Raw genomic sequence first — 18,827 nt, 5'->3', positions numbered from 1 at the left:
CCGCCCCGGTCAGGGCCGCAGGTACTCGAACGGGGTGGCCGCGGTGGCGCCGGGCAGGCGCGCCGCGGTCACCTCGGCCGTCTCCCTCAGGAAGCCGGCGGGGTCGGTCGCCGGGCCGCCGCCCAGACCGTCGAGATAGGTGCGGTGCGCCGACAGCGACGCGACGGCGGCGTCGAGGTGGTCGGAGATGTCGACGGCGTGCCGCGACGCCGGTGACGCGGCGGCCGCGATCCCGGTGACACCGTCCCAGGCCGGGCCGGTGCCGGGGAACAACCAGCGGTTGGCCGCGTCACGGACGGCGTCGACCGTCGCCCGCCCGACCGCGACGTGGTCGGCGTGGTTCAGCGACTCCCCGGCGTCCCAGAACTCCCGGAGGTTGCCGGTGACCACGAGCTGCGGCCGGTGCCGGCGGATCGCGGCGGCGATGTCGCGGCGCAGCGCGACGGAGTACTCGACGAGCCCGTCGGGGTGGTCGAGGAACGCGCACGACGTGACACCGACGGCAGCGCACGCCGCCCGCTGCTCGGCCTCGCGCACCGGACCGCACTCGGCGGGATCGAGCCCGTCGATCCCGGCCTCCCCACGGGTGACCAGCAGGTAGGAGACCTCGCGGCCCTGCGCGGTCCACCGCGCCACGGCACCGGACCCGCCGTACTCCATGTCGTCGGGATGGGCGACCACGACCAGCGCGCGGTCGAACGTCTCGGGCAGCGGCTGCAGGTCGGCCATGCCGGGAGTGTGCCGTCCCCCGTGCCGCCGGTGGCGCCGGAGGACGTCACGGTCGGCTCACGGGTGCGGGCGCAACCGGTGAATCGATCACCCGGAAGCAGTACCTTCTCCCGACGACCACCAGTCTCGTCGACGGGGAGAGACCGTGTCCGACACGCACGCAGGCGCCACCGCGCCGGGACCGTCGACGCCCCCCGCATCCGACCGGCCGCACACGCCGATCGCGAAGGTCGTCGCGGGGAGCATGCTGGGCACGACCGTCGAGTGGTACGACTACTTCCTCTACGGCGTCGCCGCCGCCCTGGTGTTCCCGGCGGTGTTCTTCCCCGAGTCCGACGGCGCGACCGGGACCCTGCTCTCGCTCGGCACGTTCGCGGTCGGGTTCATCGCGCGCCCGGTGGGCGGCCTGGTCTTCGGCCACTACGGCGACAAGATCGGCCGCAAGAAGCTGCTGGTCCTGTCGCTGCTGATGATGGGCGCCTCGACGTTCGCGATCGGCCTGCTGCCGGCCTACGCCACGATCGGGATCGCCGCGCCGCTGCTGCTCGTCGTGCTGCGGCTGATCCAGGGCTTCGCGCTGGGCGGTGAGTGGGGCGGCGCGGTCCTCATCGTCTCCGAGCACGGGAAGCCCGAGCACCGTGGGTTCTGGGCGAGCTGGCCGCAGGCCGGTGCCCCGGCCGGTCAGCTGCTGGCCAACGGTCTGCTCGCGATCATGGCGCTGGTGCAGTCCGAGGAGGCGTTCCTGGCCTGGGGCTGGCGGATCCCGTTCCTGCTGTCCGCGGTGCTGGTCCTGATCGGCCTCTACGTCCGCCTCGCCGTCGAGGAGTCCCCGGTCTTCCGGGAGGCGCAGGCCAGGGCCGCCGCGCGGGCCGCGGCCGGCGAGAAGGACACCATGCCGATCCTGGACGTCCTGCGGCTCTACCCGCGCGAGGTCCTCACCGCGATGGGCGCCCGGTTCGCCGAGAACGTCTCGTACTACATCTTCACGATCGTCATCTCGACGTACGTGAAGGAGCAGTTCGGGCTGCCGTCGTCGTTCGTGCTGGGCGCGGTGCTGATCGGTGCCGCGGTGCACCTGGTGACCACCCCCATGTGGGGTGCGGTCTCCGACCGGGTCGGCCGCAAGCCGGTCTACCTGTTCGGCGCCGCCGGCGTCGGCGTCTGGGCGTTCGTGTTCTTCTTCCTGGTGGACACGCAGAGCTTCGCCCTCACCGCCGTCGCGGTGACGGTCGGGCTGGTGCTGCACGGCGCGATGTACGGCCCGCAGGCGGCGTTCCTGTCCGAGCTGTTCGGCACCAAGGTGCGCTACTCGGGCATCTCGATCGGCTACCAGCTGGCGTCGGTGTTCGCGGGCGGCCTGGCCCCGCTGATCGCGGCGTCGCTGCTGGTCGCGACGGGTACCGGCTACTCGATCGCGGTGTACATCGCGGTCGCGTCGGTGGTCACGATCATCGCCGTGGCGAGCTACTCGGAGACCCGTACCCGGCGCCTCGACGAGGACGACGCACTGACCAGGACCTGATCCGGTACGTACCACCCGAACCGCGCCGCGGTCCGGCGGAACGCCTCCCGGGGGCGTAGAACGGGTGCGACCCGTCGATCACCCCCGGGAGGCCGGACCCGTGCCGCGCACCGACTTCACGATCAGCACCCCCGACGGCGACGCCGCCGCCACCCTGCACACCCCCGACGGCGACGGCCCGTGGCCGGGCGTGCTCCTCTACCCCGACGCCGGCGGAGTCCGGACGGCCATCCACGACATGGCCGCGCACCTGGCGTCGCTCGGCTACGCGGTGCTGCTGCCCGACGTCTACCACCGGCACGGCGACTGGGCCCCGTTCGACTTCGCCACCGTGTTCTCCGACCAGCCCGAGCGGGCCCGGCTGATGGGGATGGTGAGGTCGCTGACGCCCGAGTTCGTCGCCGTCGACGCCGAGGCGTGGGTGACCGCGCTGCTGGAGCGGTCCGAGGTCGGCGGCAGGGCGGTCGGCACCACCGGCTACTGCATGGGCGGGGTGATGAGCCTGCGCACCGCCGCGACGCAGCCGGAGCGGGTCGCGGCCGCGGCGTCGTTCCACGGGGGCAACCTCGCCACCGACGACCCGGCCAGCGTGCACCGGCTCGCCGACCGCATCCGGGCCGAGGTGTACGTGGCCGGCGCCACCGACGACGACTCCTTCCCCGACGAGCAGAAGCAGCGCCTCGGCGACGCGCTGTCCGCGGCCGGGGTGTCGGCGACCCTGGAGACCTATCCGGCGGCGCACGGTTTCGCGGTGCCGGACGCCCCCACCCACGACGACGACGCCGAACAGCGGCACTGGGACGCCCTGCACCGGCTCTTCGGGGCGAACCTGTAGGGGTAGCGTCTGCGCTCGAGATGAGCGCGACCCTTCACGTGACGGGCCTGGCCGCCGGCCACGGCGACCGACCCCTGTTCTCCGGGCTGGACCTCGTCGTCGCGCCCGGCGACGTCATCGGGCTGGTCGGTGCCAACGGCGCCGGCAAGTCCACCCTGCTGACGGTGCTGGCCGGCTCGCGGCCCCCGGACGACGGGTCGCTGACCCTCGCCCCGCCCGACGCGACCGTCGGGCACCTGCCGCAGGAGCCCGACCGGCGTCCCGGGGAGACGGTCGCCGGGTTCCTGGCGCGCCGGACCGGCGTCGCCGACGCACAGGCGACGATGGACGCCGAGGCGGAGGGGCTGGCGTCGGGCACCCCCGGCGCCGACGACCGCTACGCCGCCGCGCTGGACCGCTGGCTGGCCCTCGGCGGCGCGGACCTCGACGAGCGCTCCGGCGAGGTGCTGCGCGAGGTCGGGCTCGCGGTCGGCCCGGACGCCCCGATGACCGGGCTGTCCGGCGGGCAGGCGGCGCGGGCGAACCTCGCAGCGCTGCTGCTGTCCCGCTACGACCTGCTGCTGCTCGACGAGCCCACCAACGACCTCGACCTCGACGGCCTGGAGCGGCTGGAGCGGTTCGTGGGCGGCCTCGCCCGGCAGGGCACGCCGACGGTGCTGGTCAGCCACGACCGGGAGTTCCTGGCGCGCACGGTGAACCGGATCGTCGAGCTGGACCTGGTCCAGCAGCGGATCGACGTCTACGACGGCGGCTACGAGTCCTACCTCGCCGAGCGCGAGGTCGCCCGCCGGCACGCCCGCGAGGACTACGAGGAGTACGCCGACAAGCTGGGTGGCCTCAAGCAGCGCGCGGTCATGCAGCGCAACTGGATGGCCCAGGGCGTGCGCAACGCCCGGCGCAAGACGAAGGACCCGGACAAGAACGTCCGCGCGCAGCGCCAGGAGTCCAGCGAGAAGCAGGCCGCGAAGGCCCGGCAGACCGAGCGGGCGATCGAGCGGCTGGAGGTCGTGGAGGAGCCCCGCAAGGAGTGGGAGCTGCGGATGGAGATCGCCTCCGCACCCCGGTCCGGGTCGGTCGTCGCGCGGGCCGACGCCGCCGCCGTGCGGCGCGGGGACTTCGCGTTCGGTCCCGCGACGGTGCAGGTGGGCTGGGCGGACCGGGTCGTCGTCACCGGCGCGAACGGGGCGGGCAAGTCGACGCTGCTCGGGCTGCTGCTCGGCCGGATCACCCCGGACTCGGGCTCGGCGGGGCTCGGGTCGGGGGTGCTGGTCGGCGAGATCGACCAGGCCCGCGGCGCCTTCCTCGGGGACGCGACGCTGCTGCGCGCGTTCGGCGAGCAGGTGCCCGACTGGCCCGAGTCCGAGGTGCGGACGCTGCTCGCGAAGTTCTCCCTCGGCGCGGACCAGGTGCTGCGGACGGCGTCGTCGCTCTCGCCGGGCGAGCGGACCCGCGCCGCGCTGGCGCTGCTGCAGGCGCGCGGGGTGAACCTGCTGGTGCTCGACGAGCCGACCAACCACCTCGACCTGCCCGCCATCGAGCAGCTGGAGCAGGCGGTCGAGGACTTCGACGGGACCGTCCTGCTGGTGACCCACGACCGGCGGATGCTCGACACGGTGCGCGCCACCCGCCGCTGGGACGTCCGCGACGGGACCGTCACCGAGCTGTGAGACGGGCGTGGCCCCACCGGATGTCCGGCGGGGCCACGCAGTGCGTCGGGTGGGTCAGGCCTGGACGGTGTCCGGGGCCTCGGGCTGCTCGACGATCGCGAAGCGCAGCTCCTGCTCGCCCTGCTCGGTCGCCACGGGCTGGACGTCGAGCACCTTGTCGTCCAGGAGCTCCGCCGCGGCCGGCTCGAGGAACACGGTGATGCCCTCCCCGCGCAGCACGGTGTCCTGCGCGTCGGCCTCCTGCGCGAGGGCCAGTTCGAGGCCCTGCGCCGGGTCGGTCGCGGAGATGCGCAGGCCGCCGTCGTCGGGCAGTTCCGCGTCGGTGCTCAGGGTCTTGATCGCCTCGGCGGCGTTCTCGGTGATCGCCAACATCGTCCCCACCGTACGGGCGCACGCGCACACGTCCACCGCGCCGGCCCGTCCGCGTCCCCTGTCGGGTGGTCCGTGGCGCCGTGCCCTCCGCACATGCCGCACTGTGACACCCGTCACCCCCACCGACGACGACGGCCCGGTGCCCCTCACGGAGAGGGGCGCCGGGCCGTGGCGCGCGGGGTGCGGATCAGCCGAAGTCGTCGGGGTCCGGGCCGATGCGCTCGCCGGTGTGGAGCTTCTCGACGGCGGCGATGTCGTCCTCGCTCAGGGCGAAGTCGAAGATCTCGGAGTTCTCCTTGATCCGCTCCGGGTTGTTCGACTTGGGGAACACGATGTTCCCGAGCTGGATGTGCCAGCGGAGCACGACCTGCGCGGCGGACTTGCCGACCCGCTCGGCGATCTCCTTCAGCTCGGGCGCGTCGAGCAGGCCCTTGCCCTGGCCGATCGGGCTCCACGCCTCCAGCGCGATGTCGTGCTGCTGGAGGTACTCGCGGAGCTCGCGCTGCACCAGGTGCGGGTGGAACTCGATCTGGTTGATCGCGGGGACCGTGGAGGTCTCCGCCGCGAGCCGGTCGAGGTGGCCGGGCTGGAAGTTCGAGACGCCGATCGACAGCGCCTTGCCCGCCTTCTGCGCGTCCTCGAGGCCCTGCCAGGTCTCGACGTAGCGGTTCTCCTTCGGACGCGGCCAGTGGATGAGGTACAGGTCCACGTGGTCGAGGCCGAGCTTGGTGAGGCTCTCGTCGAGCCTGCTGACCGCGGACTCCCGGCCGTGCCCGTCGTTGTTCAGCTTGGTGGTGATCCACAGTTCGTCGCGCGGGATGCCGGAGTCGGCGATGGCCTTGCCGACGCCCTCCTCGTTGCCGTACATCTGCGCGGTGTCGATGTGGCGGTAGCCGACGTCGAGGGCCGCCCTGACCTTCTCCGCGGTGTCACCGGGCTCGATCTGGAAGACGCCGAAGCCGAGCTGGGGGATCTCGCGGCCGTCGTTCAGCTTGATCGTGGGAACAGTCATGGCCCTCGGCTACCCGGGCCGTTGCGCGCTCATGCGACCCCGTGGGATCGGTCTCCGGCGGGAATACCCCGCGGGCTCAGCCCCAGACGCGCGCGATCTCGGCGGCGACGTCCGCCGCCTGCGCCCGGCCGGCCCGCGCCGACGCGGGGCGCCGCGCCGGGTCGAGCATGTTGCGCCCGAACGCCCGGCGCGACCGCCGGTCCGGTTCGACGACCGCGACCCGGGCCAGCGCACCGAGCGCCTCGGCCTGCACCCGCGGCGCCGCGGCACCGCCGAGCCCGCCGGACAGCGGCGCGAGGACGACGACACGGCCGTAGCCGGCGGCGAGGTCGGCGTTGGCCATCGAGCGGACCCCGCCGTCGATCCACCGGGTGCCCGCGGCCGTGACCGGCGGCCACACACCGGGCACCGCGCAGCTGGCGGCGACCGCGGTGGCGAGCTCGACGCCGTCGTCGCGGCCGAAGACCCGGAACCCGCCGGTGTGCGCGTCGACGGCGGTGACCCGCAGGTCGCGGTCGGCGGGCCAGTCCGCGCCGTCGAGCCGCGAGCGGATCACCGCGATCCGCTCGGCCTCGTCGACCGTGTCGGTGTCGAGGGCGAGGCGGCCGATCCGGGCCCGGACCCGGGTCGCGTCGCGCGGTCCGGAGAGCGCGGCGACGCCGTAGCGGACCGCGAGCCGCAGCCCGAGGGTCGCGGCGATCTCCCCGGACGGCGGGGTGAGCTGGGTCGCGGCGAGGGCGGCCGGGTCACGCCCGACGGCCAGGTTGGTGCCCACCACCGACCCCGCCGAGGTCCCGACGACGAGGTCGGCGTCGCGCAGGTCGACGCCGTCGGCGAGGAGCCCGGCCAGCAGTCCGTACATCCAGGCGATGCCGGTCAGCCCGCCGCCGCCCAGCACCAGTGCCCGTCGGTCGTCGGCCATGGGTCCTCCTCGTCGGCGTCCTGCACGATCACCACGGGCGAGGGGTCCGGTGCCGGATCCGGCACCGGACCCCTCGCCGCCGGCGATCACCCTCGCAGGGCGCGGTAGGCGATCTGGGCCAGGTGCACCGGTTCCCGTTCCCCGGCCTGGCGGACCTGGGTGCGGCAGGAGTAGCCGTCGGCGAGCAGGTCCACGGACTCGTCGGCGGCGCGCAGCGCGGGCAGCAGGGCCCGCTCGGCGCACGCCATCGACACGTCGTAGTGGCCGTCCTCGAACCCGAAGTTGCCGGCCAGGCCGCAGCAGCCGGAGTCGAGCACGGTGGCGTCGACGCCGAGCGCGGCGAGCACCGCGCGGTCGGGCTCGGAGCCCAGTTCGGCGTGCTGGTGGCAGTGGATCTGCACCAGCGCGGCACCGTTCCCGGTCCCCGCGACGGCCGACAGCTCGTCGGCGTGCCGGGCCAGGAGCTCGGCGAAGGTCGACACCTGCCGCGCCAGCAGCGGCACCCGCGGGTCGTCGGGCAGCAGCTCCGCGGCGTCGCTGCGCAGCGCGGCGGTGCAGGACGGCTCCAGCCCGACGACCGGGATGCCGGCGTCGAGCGCCGGGCCGATCGCGCGCAGGCTGCGCGCCAGCACCCGGCGGGCCGCGGTGACCTGGCCGGTGGAGGTCCAGGTCAGGCCGCAGCACACGTTCTTCGGGGGCAGCTCGACCCGGTACCCGAGCCCGGTGAGGACCGCGACGGCGTCGGCCGCGATCTCCGGGTCGAAGTGGTCGGTGAAGGTGTCGGTCCACAGCAGCAGCGGGCCGCGGCTGCCGGGGGCGACGCCGAGGTCCGGCACCGTCGACATCGGCAGCCCGCGGGCGGCACGGGCGGTGTAGGTCTCCCGGGCGATCGGCGGGATGGCGCGACGGGCGTCGATACCGCCCGCCTTCTTCGCGACCTTCGCCAGCAGCGGCACCTGCGCGAGCCGGTTCAGCCCGTCGACGGCGGCGGCGGGCAGCACCCCGACCGCGCGCAGCCAGCGCGGGAGCGCGCCCATCGAGTAGTGCGCGCGCGGGCGCAGCTTCCGGTGGTAGCGGTTCGCGAGGAACTCGGTCTTGTACGAGGCCATGTCCACCCCGACCGGGCAGTCGGACTTGCAGCCCTTGCAGGACAGGCACAGGTCGAGGGACTCGGCGACCTCGTCGGACTGCCAGCCGTCGGTGATGATCTCGCCGTTCGCCATCTCGAACAGCAGCCGGGCGCGTCCGCGGGTGGAGTGCTTCTCCTCCTTGGTCACGTTCCAGCTGGGGCACATGACGCCCGATCCGGTGTCGACGGCGCACTTGCCGACGCCCAGGCAGCGGCGGGTGGCCCGGTGGAAGGAGCCGCGGTCGTGGCCGAAGGCCAGCTTCGGCTCATCGGGCATGGTCGGCATGCCGAGCTGGACGCGCAGGTTCTCGTCCATCGTCGCCGGGCGCACGACGCGGCCGGGGTTCATCCGGTCGTCCGGGTCCCAGATCCCCTTGAAGTCCTCGAACGCGGAGATGATCTGCGGCGGGTACATCCGCGGGAGCAGCTCGGCGCGGGCCTGGCCGTCGCCGTGCTCACCGGACAGCGACCCGCCGTGCGCGACGACGAGGTCCGCGGCCGCGGTCATGAAGTCCCGGAAGTTCTGCACGCCGGGCTTGGTGAGCAGGTCGAAGTCGATCCGGACGTGCAGGCAGCCGTCGCCGAAGTGGCCGTAGTAGATGCCCTTGCGGCCGTGGTCCTCCAGCACCTTGTCGAACTCGCGCAGGTAGGCGCCGAAGCGCTCGGGCGGGACGGCGGCGTCCTCCCAGCCGGGCCAGGCCTCGCCGCCCTCGGGCGAGCGGGTCAGCAGGCCCGCACCCTCCTCGCGGATCTTCCACAGCGCGGCCATCCGGGCCGGCTCGCCGACGACGACCGCACCGGTCGTGTAGGCCTTCATGGCGTCGGCGACGGCCTGCGCGGCCGCCTCGGCCTCGGCGCGGGTGGCCCCGCCGGTCTCGACGTAGAGCCAGCCCTTGCCCTCGGGGAGCATCCGGCTCGTCGTCTCGTTCGGGCGCAGGGCGCGCAGCGAGGCGATCAGCCCGGCGTCCATGCCCTCGATCGTCAGCGGCGAGTGCTCGCGGACGATCATCACGTTGTCCGCGGCGTGGTAGGCGTCGGGGAAGCCGAGCACGGCCAGCGCCCGCGCGGGCGGGGACTCGACGAGGTCGACGGTCGCGGACAGGATCGTCGCGCAGGTGCCCTCGGTGCCGACCAGCGCCTTGGCGAGGTTCACGTTGCCCGGGACGAGCTGGTCGAGGTTGTAGCCCGACACCCGCCGGGTCAGCTCGGGCACGTGCTTCTCGACGTCGTCGGCGACCCGCGCGCCCAGCGCACGCAGCGCGTCCGGGATCGCGCCGGTCTCGGTGCCGTCGCCGCCCAGCACGAGCCGCTCGCCGCGGTAGGTGAGGACCTCCAGCGATGCGACGTTGTCGACGGTCTTGCCCCAGGCCACCGAGTGCGAGCCGCAGGCGTTGTTGCCGATCATCCCGCCGATCGAGCAGCGGTTGTGCGTCGACGGGTCCGGGCCGAACGTCAGGCCGTGCGGCTTGCCGGCGTCGCGCACGGCGTCGCAGACGGCGCCGGGCTGCACGGTCGCGGTCCGGGCGTCGGGGTCCACGGACAGGATCGCGTCCATGTGCGTGCGGAAGTCCATCGCGACCGCGGTGTTGACGGCCTGGCCCGCGATGGAGGTGCGCGACCCGACCGGCAGCACCGGCACGTCGTGGGTGCGGCACACGGCGACGGCGGCCTCGACGTCGGCGGCGTCGCGCGGGCAGATCACGCCGATCGGGACGCCCCGGTAGTTCGAGGCGTCCGCCGACCACATCGCGCGGCTGCCCGCGTCGAACCGGACCTCACCGCCGATGGCGGCACGCAGATCGTTCTCCAGGGCGCGGTACGCGGTGGTCGAACGCGATCCGCCTTCGCTCCTCGCGGTGGTGGGACGCGCGGCGCTGTCGGTGGTCACGGGGCTCCTCTCGGCGCAGACTCCGGCACCTGCGACGGCCCCGGGCTGGGAGATGACGCTACCCCGCGGTCCCCGGGCCCCTCCCGTCGACGGGAGCGCGGTTGCGGTGATCCGGATCGCCTCGGCACGCTGCGTGGATGCCCCGTGACGAGCTCGCCGACACCGTGGTGCGCACCTGGGGCGCGGCCGGGGCCGGCCGGCCGGCCGCGTCGGACGCCGACGACGACACCGGGTGGCCCGGCCCGGGCCCCGCGCTGGCCGTGGCCCGGCGGCTGGCGCCGCTCGTCGCGGAGTGAGTCCTTAGGCTTCGGCCATGACCGTCTCCGAGACCTTCGACCCGGACGCCTGGACGCCGGTCGACGGGTTCGACTTCCGCGACATCACCTACCACCGCGCCCGCGCCACCGGGGCCGTGCGGATCGCGTTCGACCGTCCCGAGGTCCTCAACGCGTTCCGGCCGGGCACCGTCGACGAGCTCTACCGCGCCCTGGAGCACGCCCGGACCAGCGCCGACGTGGGCGCGGTGCTGCTGACCGGGAACGGCCCCTCCCCGAAGGACGGCAAGCGCGCCTTCTGCTCCGGCGGCGACCAGCGCATCCGTGGCCGCACCGGCTACCAGTACGCCTCCGGGGACACCGCGGAGACCGTCGAGCAGGGCCGGGCCGGGCGGCTGCACATCCTGGAGTGCCAGCGGCTGATCCGGTTCATGCCGAAGGTCGTCATCGCCGTGGTGAACGGCTGGGCCGCCGGTGGCGGGCACTCGCTGCACGCCGTCGCCGACCTCACGATCGCCTCCCGCGAGCACGCCCGCTTCAAGCAGACCGACGCCGACGTCGGCTCGTTCGACGGCGGCTACGGCTCGGCCTACCTGGCCCGCCAGGTGGGCCAGAAGTTCGCCCGGGAGATCTTCTTCCTCGGCCGCACCTACAGCGCCGAGCAGATGCACCACATGGGCGCGGTCAACGCCGTGGTCGACCACGCGGACCTGGAGACCGAGGCCCTGCAGTGGGCGTCGGAGATCAACGGCAAGTCACCGCAGGCCCAGCGGATGCTGAAGTACGCCTTCAACCTCGCCGACGACGGCCTGGTCGGCCAGCAGCTCTTCGCCGGTGAGGCGACCCGGCTGGCCTACATGACCGACGAGGCGGTGGAGGGCCGGGACTCGTTCCTGGAGAAGCGGGACCCGGACTGGTCGCCGTTCCCCTGGCACTACTAGCGGCGAGCAGCGCAGCGGCACTGACCAGCGAGAACACGACGACGTAGATCATCCGGGCAGCACCTGGGCAGCGGGAGCGTCGGCGGGCAGCGCAGACCACGCCCCGTCGACGGCCCGCCGGGTCCGGTCCTCGGAGTCCGGCATTAAGTGGCCGTAAGTCGTCAGCGCCAGCGTCGCGTCCTCGTGGCCCAGGCGCTCGGCGACGGCCAGCACGCTCTCACCGGCGGCGAGCAGTACCGAGGCGTAGTGGTGGCGCAGGTCGTGACTCGTCGTCCCGTCCGGTAGACCGGCCCGCCGGACCCCGGGGCCGAACACGTCCCTACTGACGTACTCCTGGAGCAGCGGCCTGCCCTCGGCGGTGTGGAAGATCAGACCGTCGGGGGCAGCCGGATGCTCCGCCAGGTGCTCGGCCAGCGCCTCGGCCACGACGGTCGGCAGCGGAACCGTGCGGCGGCTCCGCGGGGTCTTCGGCGGGACCCGCTCACGGGAGCGCCGGTCGATCTGGTGCTCGACGCGCACGGTGCGCCGCAGGAAGTCGACGTCCTGCGCCCGCAGCGCCAGCAGCTCGCCGATGCGCAGCCCGAGGCCGGCCTGGGTGATGATCAGCGCGCGATGCCGGACGACGACGGCGTCGGCCAGGGCGCGCACCTGCTCAACGGTCAGCGGGACAACGCGGTCCTGCTCGTGGCGGGGCAGGGTGATCCGGACGAACGGACTGCGCGCGATGCGGTGGTCGTCGACGGCCGCACGGAACACCGACCGCAGGAACTTGACCAGGGCGCGCAACGTCGAGGGCGCCATGTGCGCGGCGCGGTCGGTGACCCACGCCTGCACGTCGGACGGCCGGACCGCGGTGAGCCGTCGAGCGCCGAGTTCGGTGCCGTCGACGTGGTTGCGGACGTAGCCAAGGGTCCGCTCCAGCGTCCCGGCCTTGTACGGGCGGGTCGCGATGTAGGCGCGGGCGGCCTCGGCGACCGTGGTGCGGTCGGTCAGGTCCACCCACTGGCCCCGCTGGCCGGCGGCCTCGAGCTCGGTCAGACGGCGCTTCGCGATCGCCTTGACGTCGTAGGTCCCGCCGTCCCGTTCCCGCCCGTCGACACGGATCTTGACCTGCCAACGTTTGCCCTTGCCGCGGCGGGCAGGGTCACGCCACCTGTCCCGTATGTAGCCCATGTCAGCCCTCCCCGGGCAAGGGGACCTGCAGATCCAAGGCCCGTTTCTGCACATCCGCAGGTAACGAGGGGACCGTGAGGCCGGAACGTTGAATCGCGGTCAGGTTCTCGGCGATCACGCGCAGGACGCGGCGGTCCTTATCAGCGAGGTCGTCAGGCGAGTCGGCGGACGCGGCAGGTCCGGCGCCGCTGGCGAAGAAACTTTGCTCGGCCTGGTTACGGCGAATCTGCTCGATCGCGCCCGCCAGTTCGTACAAGCGGCCGAACGTCGGCGCGATCCGGAGCCACCAGACTCCAGGATCCTCCGTCAACGGCGCGCGGCCACCCATCCACAGGAGCGCATCCCAGGGGTTCACGGCCTGCTGGTCTGCCACCGGCGTCGGTGTGCCTTCCTCAACGTCGGCGAGCAGCCAGATCGGCGGGACATCGAGCGCAAGTGACAGGGCGAGAAGGTCGCCAACCGAAACCGACTCGCGGTTCAAGTTCTCCAGCTTGACGACGGTCGACCTACTCCAGCCGGGTCGGTACTGCGACACGCGTTCGCCGAGTTGAGCCTGGTTCAGGCCGGAGGACTTCCGCAGCGCGGCGACGCGCTCGGCGATCACTCGTGTTATTGGGTCGGCCCTGACAGTGCCGCTCGACTTCGGGGCAGGGGTCACGGTGGCACACTCTAGGGCTCGCTTGACTCTCCGGGCAACCCCGGGCATCGTAAGGGTCATCGTGGAACAGGAAAGTTCTACCGTGACTCTTGGAGTCGACAGATGCAGACGTCCCCAGACCTGATGAAGCCGGACGCAGTCTCGACTGAGGTGCTGCTGGTGTCCGTCAAGACACTGGCTAACTGGCGATCCCAGCGAATCGGTCCGCCGTACCTGAAGATCAACGGCACGGTGCGCTACTCCCGAAAGGCCGTCGAGGAGTGGCTTGCTGCGCAGCCTCGATTTGAGGGGGGCGACGCGGCGTGAAAAACGAGAACGGGGGCGCCGGCCGCAACCCGGACGCCCCCGCTGGTCCGCCCGCCGCCAAGCAGCCGATCCACCCGCAGGATAGCGCCCCGCAGCAGCTTCCCGTGGTCATCGGCGATCGCCGCGATGGCCGCCGTCTCCAGAGGGCGCACGCCATTGCGGTCCCGCCAGTCGGTCGCCGCCGTATGTGGTTGTGGCTGGTCAGAAGCTGTCCTCACTGCGCGCTGACGCATGTCCACCGCGCCGGAGGCGTCGACGGTGCCGCCCGCACCGGTGGCTGCGGCCGCGACTACTTCGTGCGGGTGATCCGGACCGAGGGGCGGAGTGCGGCGTGAGCGACTCCCCCTTCGTCCGATTCCAGGACGCCATGCACGCCGCCGGGATGCCGATCAGGGTCTCCGGAGACCGGCTCGACGGGCGATGCCCCGCACACGACGACAACGCACCCTCGCTCTCGGTCCGGTACGACAGCCACGCCGGCACAGTCCTGCTGAACTGCCACGCCGGATGCCCCCCGGACGACGTCCTCAACGCGCTGGGCCTCGGCTGGAGCGACCTCTACGACGATCGACCTGACGAACCCGCACCCGTCCGTCCGGCAGTCGTCGCGACCTACGAGTACCGAGACGAGGACGGGCGCCTGCTCTACGAGAAGCAGCGCCTGCACCCCAAGTCGTTCCGACAGCGACGCCCCGACAGCGCCGGCGGGTACGAGTACCGGCTCGGTGACGTCCGCCGCGTCCTCTACCGCACCCCCGAGCTTCCGCAGGCCATCCGGGAGGGTCGGCCGATTCTCGTCCTCGAGGGGGAGAAGGACGTCGACCGCGCGGTCCGGGATCTGTCCATGCGCGCCACCTGCAACACGGAGGGGGCGGCAGGGCAGGGCCAGCGGCCGAAGTGGCGCCGCGAGTACACCGAGCAGCTCCGCGGCGCGCGGGTGCTGATCGTTGCCGACCGGGACGAGCCGGGATACGCGCACGCCCGCGCGGTTCTGGCCGAGCTGCAGGGCGTCGCCGAGTCCGTGCTGGCGTTCACGGTCCGCCCGGACTTCAAGGGGGCGGATCTGAGTGACCACCTCGACGCCGGGTTCGGTATCGACGACCTCGATCCGCTCCCGCCGACCTCTACGAACTACGAACCAAACGAACGAAACGAAGGTACGAAGAAATCCCGCGAGGGCGCACCGACGCTGCACCCCGCCGCGCTGCACGGCGTACTCGGTGACGTCGTCCGCCGCCTTGACCCGTGCACTGAGGCGGCCCCCGCAGCGGTCCTGTTCCACCTGCTCGCCATGGCAGGCGCGCTGATCGGCCCGGACCCCCACGTCCTCGTCGGCGGGAGCCAGCACCCCGCGCGGATCTGGACCCTGGTCGTGGGCCCCACCGCGGCCGGCCGCAAGGGGGAATCACGAGCTCAGGCGCTTAGATTCGTAACTTCGTCGAGTTCGTTTGATTCGTACTTCGTCGAGCAGGCGAGCGGCTTGAGTACCGGCGAAGGACTCCTGCACCGGCTCCAGTCCGACGACTCGACAGGCACCCGGATAGTGGTCACCGAAGCCGAGTTCGGGCGGACGCTCGCAGCCAGCAAGCGTGAGGGCAACACGATCAGCCACGTCCTCCGCGACCTCTGGGATACCGGCCAGGCAGCCACCATGACCAAGGGCGACCCGATCGCGGTCGATGGCGCCCACCTCGCGGTCATCGGACATGTCACGCCTCGCGAACTGCGCATCAAACTGACCGAGATCGACGTGGCCGGCGGACTCGCGAACCGATTCCTCTACTGCTGGGCGCACCGCACAAAGCTGCTCCCGGACCAGCAAGAGCCGCCCGACCTGACCGACCTCGCCGCCCAGTTCCACGACGCAATCGGATGGGCCCGTCAGCTCGGGAAGACCCGTATCCGACGGACCCCGGCGGCAGACGTCTACTGGCGCGACATCTACCTGCGCATCAACTCGCAGGAGCCCGAAGGTGTCATCGGGGAGCTCGTCGCGCGGGCCTCTGCCTACGTTCTACGGCTCGGCCTCACCTTCGCGCTGCTCGACCGAAGCCCCGACATCAAGGTGCCACACCTGCGCGCAGCCCTCGCTTGCGCCGCCTACTCGATCCGCAGCGCCCAGCACGTGTTCGGAAGCAACAGCGCGCCCGGCGACCTAGGCAAACTCGCCAACGCACTGGAAGAAGCGGGCGAGCAGGGCCTCACACGGACGGAGATGTCGCGGGTGTTCGCCCGGAACAAGTCCGCAGACCAGATCAACGCGCTCGTCGCCGAACTGGTCGAAACGGGCCAGGTATACGAAGTCGAGCAGCGCCAGGAAGGAGCCCGCGGCCGGCCGACCATCCGCACCGTCTGGCAGCCGACTCCCGAGCGTGAGGCGGACCTCGAAGAACTCCTTGACGCGTTCCCCGAAGAGCGCGGCTCTCAGAGTGCCACCCCCGACGTAGGCGCACGTAGGGCTGGCACGACTGGCACAGCTGGCACAACTGTGCCTGACCAGCGGCGATCCGACGCTAGTGGATCTTCACTGTGCTCAGTTGTGCCAGTCGTGCCAGCCAGCACGCACGGCACCACTGGTGGCACTACTGCACAGGAGGCGGCGTCCGTCTGCCTCGGGTGCGGCCGAAACGTGCCAGTCGGTGCGGACGCCTGCGCCGCCTGCTATCGAGCCGGACGAGTCGCGTGAGCGCCCGAATCGCCGACGAGGCCGGGCACCTGTGGCCACGCACGGCCCGCCGCTGCCGCGCCTGCGGGATGCCGTCCATGCTCGGCGACGTCCACCCGTCCTGCGCCGCGCTCCCCGCCGCGCAGCCCGGGCCCGACTCCGCCATCGCAACCGCCCGATCCCTGCTCGGCGCCGAAGCCCTCAACAGCCGCACCGGAACCTGGCTCGCCTCACAGGCCCCGGCCGTCAACCTCCGCGCCGTCGACGGCCGCGACCCCACCACCTGCGCCGACTGCGGCACCCCACTCAGCCCACGAGCAGTAGCAACCGGCGTCGTCCGACACCTCACCTGCTGGCGGGACTCCGGGGCGCCCCGATGAGCGGCCGGATCAACAGCGGCCTCGACCGGCTCATCCGCGCCGCGACCGCCCTCCCACCCGTCGCCGGCGCCGCATGCACCGGCCGAGCAGAACTGTTCGACGACCACCGCCACGGCGAAACCGACCACGACCAGCAGACGCGACACAGCGCAGCCCTCGACCTCTGCGACCGATGCGAGGCCATCACCGCCTGCCGCGCCGCCGCCGACCAGCTCCCCGACCCGTCCGGGGTCTGGGCCGGCGAGGTCCGCGGCCCCCGAAGGAGAACAGATGTCTGAGTACCGCATCGCGATCAGCCCCAAGGCCGCCGTCGCGTTGTCGTTCCTGATCCGCTGCGGCGCGATCAACGGCGACCACGACGCAGTCGCCCGCTACGCCCGCGCTGCCGCCGAGACAGGCGACGCAGCCGAGCTCCTCACCGGTGCCGCCCTGTTCCTGTGCAGCGTGCTCGTCGGAAGCAACAGCACCGACGACATCCGCAACCTCTGCGCCGACCTGGTCGACGCGACCGCACCGAACCAGCCCCCCACCGAACGGATCCCCGATGTCTGACGACCCCGACGACCCGCGCGAGCTCGCCGCCCGCGTCCCCCGCAACGCCCTCGCCGCCCACACCGACCGGCTCAACCGGCACGACCAGGAGACCGACCATGACGACTGACACCCGTACCGCCGCCGACCTCGAGGCCGCACTGCTCGACGGCGAGAACATCACCGCCGACCAGCTCGCCGCGGCCCGCGCCCACGACGACCACCGCCAGCTCGTCGAAGCAGCCGCCCAGAAGACAGCCCAAGCCGCCGCCGAACAGCACCGGCATGCAGCCCTCGCCCAGCTCCGCGCCGACGTCGCCGCCACCGCCAACGCGACCGACGAGATCAAGGCAGCGGCGCAGCAGGCCATCGACGCCGTCGCCCGCTTCGCCACGCTGATCGGCCGGCACTCCGACGACGTCGCCGACCTCGTCCGCCGAGCCCGAGCGGCGGGCGCCCCCCAGCACGACCCCGGCCAGGCCCTCGACGACAACGGCATCGCATGGCGCCTCGCCCTCGGCGGGTGGACCGGCGCCGGAATCCGGCTCGCCCTCGACGACGACGGCGAACGCCGAATCGCCCAGCCCGACCGCGACCACCTCATCGCCCGACTCCTCGGCGCCGCCGCCACCACCGTCCAGCTGTCCCGCCGCGTCGACATCCCCCGCGGATCCACCACCGACGAACTCACCGCGAAGATCGAGTCGCTCGACCACACCATCCGCCGGCCCGAACAGGCCGTCGTCATCCTGCAGTCCGGCAGCCGACGAGGACACCGCGCAACCGTCACCGCCGCCGAAGCCCAGCACATGATCGAACGCGGCACCGCACGCTGGCCCGACACCGCCAGCTAGCCCACCGACCGCTGTGCGCCCGGCGTCAAAGTCACCCGGTCCGGAGGAACCCTCTCGGGTCCGGCAGGGACCAACCCCGGGAACCAAGCCCCCGCACCGCGCGCGACCTCCTGCGCGGGGGGCTGCGCCGGGCGCACAGCACCACCCCCTCGAACCTGGGGGACCTCAGCCCCCGAACGACCCCGGCAGCACCCGCCACCCGGACTCGCCCCCCGTCCGTCCCCCGGCGTCGACACTCCGAGACACGCGACAGCGGAACGACACCACCACACACAGCACAACGCTCCAGCCGCAGCTCAACTCGACAAACGCAACACAAACACATCGCATGTAATACTAATGAATCATCAAGCAACACATCGCGAAAAGCGCTTCATTGAAAGAGTCGTCGATTGAATCGAAACTGAAGCGCAGCGCGACGGCCCTGGAAATGACACACCCCCGGGGGATGCCCCTACCTATAAGCGGCTCGACCGGTACGTCATAGCGTCTCCGGCTATGCGTGCCCCGTGAGCTGACTTCGACACGAGTGGAGTAAATAGATGACTACAGGTAGCGAGACGATCGAGTGCGCCTGCTGCGGAAGGAGTTTCGCTCCCCGGCGTCGGGTGGGTCGTCCGCCCCGGTACTGCGGTGAGGTCTGCCGGCGGACTTCGGAGATGGAGCTGCGGCGGGTGCAGAGCTTGCTCCGGCGGGCCTCGTCGAAGGCTCAGGACGCGGCGCTGGCTCTTGCTACAGGCGCGCGGTTCAGCGAGGTGACCGATCGGAAGGTGCTGGAGTTCTGGCAGGGGGAAATCGAGCGTCTTCGCGAGGAAATGCGGCAGCTCGTCGCGGTGGAGACGACGAATCCGCAAGCGACTCGGAGCTATCCGACTGCATCGTAATGCGGTAGAATCTCCACAGATTTTCGGCAGCGTTGAGTTGCCGATTCGCAGGTTCACCCGGGAGTCCTGCACCGGGCGCTGACG

General features: G+C 72.3%; 19 protein-coding genes. 12 read left to right on the top strand and 7 right to left on the bottom strand.

From position 1 onward, the window contains the following. Nucleotides 1–9 precede the first annotated feature (9 nt). Entirely contained in the window at nucleotides 10–729 is a 720-nt protein-coding gene (locus AC0GKK_RS18945) for a PIG-L deacetylase family protein (protein WP_346108511.1), read from the bottom strand. Between the two features lie 244 nt (nucleotides 730–973). Between AC0GKK_RS18945 and AC0GKK_RS18940 the strand changes: the two genes are divergently transcribed. The 3 genes from AC0GKK_RS18940 to AC0GKK_RS18930 all read left to right on the top strand — a co-directional run bounded on the left by AC0GKK_RS18940 (nucleotide 974) and on the right by AC0GKK_RS18930 (nucleotide 4,753). Beyond that, nucleotides 974–2,251, top strand: coding sequence for an MFS transporter (locus AC0GKK_RS18940; protein ID WP_489884037.1), 1,278 nt, complete (start codon nucleotides 974–976; stop codon nucleotides 2,249–2,251). Nucleotides 2,252–2,351: 100 nt separating this feature from the next. Further along, nucleotides 2,352–3,086 (top strand): dienelactone hydrolase family protein, encoded by a 735-nt coding sequence (locus tag AC0GKK_RS18935; protein WP_405414862.1) that lies wholly within the window; start codon nucleotides 2,352–2,354, stop codon nucleotides 3,084–3,086. Nucleotides 3,087–3,106: 20 nt separating this feature from the next. Continuing rightward, the gene (locus AC0GKK_RS18930) at nucleotides 3,107–4,753 is read left to right on the top strand and encodes an ABC-F family ATP-binding cassette domain-containing protein (protein WP_208818955.1); all 1,647 of its coding nucleotides are present in this window, start codon (nucleotides 3,107–3,109) and stop codon (nucleotides 4,751–4,753) included. A 54-nt stretch (nucleotides 4,754–4,807) separates the two neighbouring features. Here the strand turns inward: AC0GKK_RS18930 and AC0GKK_RS18925 are convergent, their stop codons facing one another. From AC0GKK_RS18925 to AC0GKK_RS18910, 4 genes are all read right to left on the bottom strand, one after another. Then, the gene (locus AC0GKK_RS18925; RefSeq protein WP_073576881.1) at nucleotides 4,808–5,125 is read right to left on the bottom strand and encodes an adhesin; all 318 of its coding nucleotides are present in this window, start codon (nucleotides 5,123–5,125) and stop codon (nucleotides 4,808–4,810) included. A gap of 187 nt (nucleotides 5,126–5,312) precedes the next feature. Then, nucleotides 5,313–6,137, bottom strand: coding sequence for an aldo/keto reductase (locus AC0GKK_RS18920; RefSeq protein ID WP_208818954.1), 825 nt, complete (start codon nucleotides 6,135–6,137; stop codon nucleotides 5,313–5,315). Between the two features lie 76 nt (nucleotides 6,138–6,213). Beyond that, nucleotides 6,214–7,059 (bottom strand): patatin-like phospholipase family protein, encoded by an 846-nt coding sequence (locus tag AC0GKK_RS18915; RefSeq protein ID WP_208818953.1) that lies wholly within the window; start codon nucleotides 7,057–7,059, stop codon nucleotides 6,214–6,216. An 86-nt stretch (nucleotides 7,060–7,145) separates the two neighbouring features. Then, on the bottom strand, nucleotides 7,146–9,998 hold the full coding sequence (locus AC0GKK_RS18910; RefSeq protein WP_405421679.1) for an FAD-binding and (Fe-S)-binding domain-containing protein: 2,853 nt from the start codon (nucleotides 9,996–9,998) through the stop codon (nucleotides 7,146–7,148). 215 nt (nucleotides 9,999–10,213) lie between these two features. Here AC0GKK_RS18910 and AC0GKK_RS18905 point away from each other — a divergent pair, with 215 nt between their 5' ends. Next, nucleotides 10,214–10,372: a hypothetical protein gene (locus AC0GKK_RS18905; protein WP_489882242.1), complete on the top strand. Its 159-nt coding sequence runs from the start codon at nucleotides 10,214–10,216 to the stop codon at nucleotides 10,370–10,372. Between the two features lie 17 nt (nucleotides 10,373–10,389). Next, on the top strand, nucleotides 10,390–11,292 hold the full coding sequence (locus AC0GKK_RS18900; RefSeq protein WP_226353926.1) for a 1,4-dihydroxy-2-naphthoyl-CoA synthase: 903 nt from the start codon (nucleotides 10,390–10,392) through the stop codon (nucleotides 11,290–11,292). Between the two features lie 48 nt (nucleotides 11,293–11,340). Here AC0GKK_RS18900 and AC0GKK_RS18895 read toward each other — a convergent pair whose 3' ends face one another. Both AC0GKK_RS18895 and AC0GKK_RS18890 read right to left on the bottom strand, forming a co-directional pair. Then, on the bottom strand, nucleotides 11,341–12,465 hold the full coding sequence (locus AC0GKK_RS18895; RefSeq protein WP_489882241.1) for a tyrosine-type recombinase/integrase: 1,125 nt from the start codon (nucleotides 12,463–12,465) through the stop codon (nucleotides 11,341–11,343). Nucleotide 12,466: 1 nt separating this feature from the next. Beyond that, on the bottom strand, nucleotides 12,467–13,069 hold the full coding sequence (locus AC0GKK_RS18890) for a helix-turn-helix domain-containing protein (RefSeq protein ID WP_489882240.1): 603 nt from the start codon (nucleotides 13,067–13,069) through the stop codon (nucleotides 12,467–12,469). Nucleotides 13,070–13,225: 156 nt separating this feature from the next. Here AC0GKK_RS18890 and AC0GKK_RS18885 point away from each other — a divergent pair, with 156 nt between their 5' ends. From AC0GKK_RS18885 to AC0GKK_RS18855, 7 genes are all read left to right on the top strand, one after another. Then, nucleotides 13,226–13,429 carry a helix-turn-helix domain-containing protein gene (locus AC0GKK_RS18885; RefSeq protein ID WP_489882239.1) on the top strand — a complete coding sequence of 68 codons (204 nt, stop codon included), beginning with the start codon at nucleotides 13,226–13,228 and terminating at the stop codon, nucleotides 13,427–13,429. A 331-nt stretch (nucleotides 13,430–13,760) separates the two neighbouring features. After that, the gene (locus AC0GKK_RS18880; protein ID WP_489882238.1) at nucleotides 13,761–16,115 is read left to right on the top strand and encodes a DUF3987 domain-containing protein; all 2,355 of its coding nucleotides are present in this window, start codon (nucleotides 13,761–13,763) and stop codon (nucleotides 16,113–16,115) included. Then, complete coding sequence (locus tag AC0GKK_RS18875; protein WP_489882237.1) at nucleotides 16,112–16,474, top strand: hypothetical protein; 363 nt, start codon at nucleotides 16,112–16,114, stop codon at nucleotides 16,472–16,474. The genes AC0GKK_RS18880 and AC0GKK_RS18875 overlap by 4 nt, the downstream gene beginning before the upstream one ends. Then, entirely contained in the window at nucleotides 16,471–16,752 is a 282-nt protein-coding gene (locus AC0GKK_RS18870; protein WP_489882236.1) for a WhiB family transcriptional regulator, read from the top strand. Before AC0GKK_RS18875 ends, AC0GKK_RS18870 begins: the two co-directional genes overlap by 4 nt. Then, on the top strand, nucleotides 16,745–17,026 hold the full coding sequence (locus AC0GKK_RS18865; RefSeq protein ID WP_489882235.1) for a hypothetical protein: 282 nt from the start codon (nucleotides 16,745–16,747) through the stop codon (nucleotides 17,024–17,026). Before AC0GKK_RS18870 ends, AC0GKK_RS18865 begins: the two co-directional genes overlap by 8 nt. A 98-nt stretch (nucleotides 17,027–17,124) precedes the next feature. Then, entirely contained in the window at nucleotides 17,125–17,859 is a 735-nt protein-coding gene (locus AC0GKK_RS18860; RefSeq protein ID WP_489882234.1) for a hypothetical protein, read from the top strand. 659 nt (nucleotides 17,860–18,518) lie between these two features. Continuing rightward, nucleotides 18,519–18,743 carry a hypothetical protein gene (locus AC0GKK_RS18855; protein ID WP_253067960.1) on the top strand — a complete coding sequence of 75 codons (225 nt, stop codon included), beginning with the start codon at nucleotides 18,519–18,521 and terminating at the stop codon, nucleotides 18,741–18,743. Nucleotides 18,744–18,827 lie beyond the last annotated feature (84 nt).

It is taken from the genome of Pseudonocardia sp. P-1, from assembly GCF_058111925.1.
Note: the sequence above shows the minus strand (reverse complement) of the source record. Positions and strands in the feature narration are given on the sequence as shown.